Source organism: Sinomonas sp. G460-2 (genome assembly GCF_047759905.1).
Taxonomy (GTDB): domain Bacteria; phylum Actinomycetota; class Actinomycetes; order Actinomycetales; family Micrococcaceae; genus Sinomonas.
The window spans coordinates 1-1,998 of sequence record NZ_JBKZWT010000476.1 but is presented as its reverse complement, the minus strand read 5'-3'; the positions used below and the strand labels follow the sequence as shown (position 1 = coordinate 1,998).

Here is a 1,998-nt window from a genome sequence, read left to right as displayed (position 1 = left end):
GCGAGCTCTTCGGGCGTGGGGTTGCCTTTGGTGACCCGAACCACTACCTCTGGTGCGTCCGGGGCGTCAGCCGCGACGGCCCGGGGAAGCGCGGCGGGCGCGTCCACGCCGTCGTGCGCTGCCGTGGATTCCCCGGCGCCGGGGAGCTCGGCGCTCACAGCGGGATGTTCCCATGCTTCTTGGCGGGCATCGACGCGTGCTTGTCCCGAAGCGCGCGGAGGCCGCGGATGAGCTGCACGCGGGTCTCCGACGGCGCGATGACCGCGTCCACGTAGCCGAGCTCGGCGGCCTGGTACGGGTTGAGGAGCTCCTCCTCGTACTGCCGGATGAGCTCGGCGCGCTTGGCCTCGACATCGCCGCCGTCCGCCTCGGCGGTCGCGAGGTCGCGGCGGTAGAGGATGTTGACGGCGCCCTGCGCGCCCATGACGCCGATCTGCGCCGTGGGCCACGCGAGATTGAGGTCCGAGCCGAGCTTCTTCGATCCCATGACGATGTAGGCGCCGCCGTAGGCCTTGCGGCAGATGACCGTGAGCTTCGGGACGGTCGCCTCGGCATAGGCGTAGAGGAGCTTTGCGCCGCGGCGGATGATGCCCTGGAACTCCTGGTCCTTGCCGGGCAGGAAGCCGGGGACGTCCACGAGCGTGATGATCGGGACGTTGAACGCGTCGCAGTGCCGCACGAAGCGCGCTGCCTTCTCCGACGCGGCGATGTCGAGCGTGCCCGCGAACTGAATGGGCTGGTTGGCCACGATGCCGACCGTGTGGCCCTCCATGCGCCCGTAGCCGATCATGACGTTCGGCGCGTAGAGCGACTGCATCTCGAGGAACGCGCCGTCGTCGACAATCGCCTCGATGACGGTCCGCATGTCGTAGCCGTGAGTCGGCGAATCGGGCACCAGTGCATCGAGCGCGGCGTCCTCGTCCGTCGCCTCGAGCTCCTCGTCCGTCTCGAGCACCGGCGCCTCGACGAGATTGTTGGACGGGAGGTAGTCGAGGAGCTCGCGCACGAAGTCGATCGCGTCCTGCTCGTCCGAGGCGAGATAGGTCGCGGTGCCGGTCGTGGCGTTGTGCTGCCGCGCTCCGCCGAGCGTCTCCATGTCCACCTCCTCGCCCGTGACCGTCTTGATGACGTCGGGGCCCGTGATGAACATGTGGCTCGTCTTGTCCACCATGACCACGTAGTCCGTGAGAGCGGGGGAGTAGGCCGCGCCGCCAGCGCACGGGCCCATGATGAGCGAGATCTGGGGGATGACGCCGGAGGCGGCGACGTTGTTCCGGAAGATGTCCGCGAACATCGCGAGGGATGCGACGCCCTCCTGGATGCGCGCGCCGCCGCCGTCGTTGATCCCGACCACCGGGCAGCCGTTGCGGAGCGCGAACTCCTGGACTTTGACGATCTTCTCGCCGTTGACCTGGCTCAGCGAGCCGCCGTAGACCGAGAAGTCCTGGCTGTACACGGCCACGAGCCGTCCGTCCACCGTGCCGTACCCGGACGCGACGCCGTCGCCCAGGGGCTTCTTCTTGGCCATCCCGAACGCCGTCGAGCGGTGCACCGCGAGGGCGTCGAACTCGACAAACGATCCCTCGTCGAGCAGCATCGCGATCCGCTCGCGCGCCGTGTTCTTGCCGCGCGCGTGCTGCTTCTCGACTGCCTCCGGGCCGGACGGGAGCAGCGAGGCCGCCCGCCGCTCGCGGAAGTCCGCGATCTTGCCTGCGGTCGTGGTGAGGTCGTGGGTCACGTGCTCCAGCTCTCGATCGGCAATTCGTATCGGATGTAGGTTCCGCACAATCGGCGGCGCCGTCACCACAGTCTAGTAAGCCGTGTTCGGGCTCCGTGTGTAGGAACCCTACAATTTCGCGGCGCCGTGGGCGGCGGACGATCGCGCCGCTCCCCGCGCGCGGACCCTGCCCTCTTGTTACTCGCCAGTAACTTATGCGGTACACTGTCCCTATGACGACGATCACACCGGGCGGCGCGGCTCGCCGCGGCCCCGGACTC

General features: G+C 68.6%; 1 protein-coding gene. It reads right to left on the bottom strand.

From position 1 onward, the window contains the following. Positions 1 to 154: 154 nt before the first annotated feature. The gene (locus tag ACLN58_RS21610; RefSeq protein ID WP_415857268.1) at positions 155 to 1,738 is read right to left on the bottom strand and encodes an acyl-CoA carboxylase subunit beta; all 1,584 of its coding nucleotides are present in this window, start codon (positions 1,736 to 1,738) and stop codon (positions 155 to 157) included. Between the last annotated feature and the right edge of the window lie 260 nt (positions 1,739 to 1,998).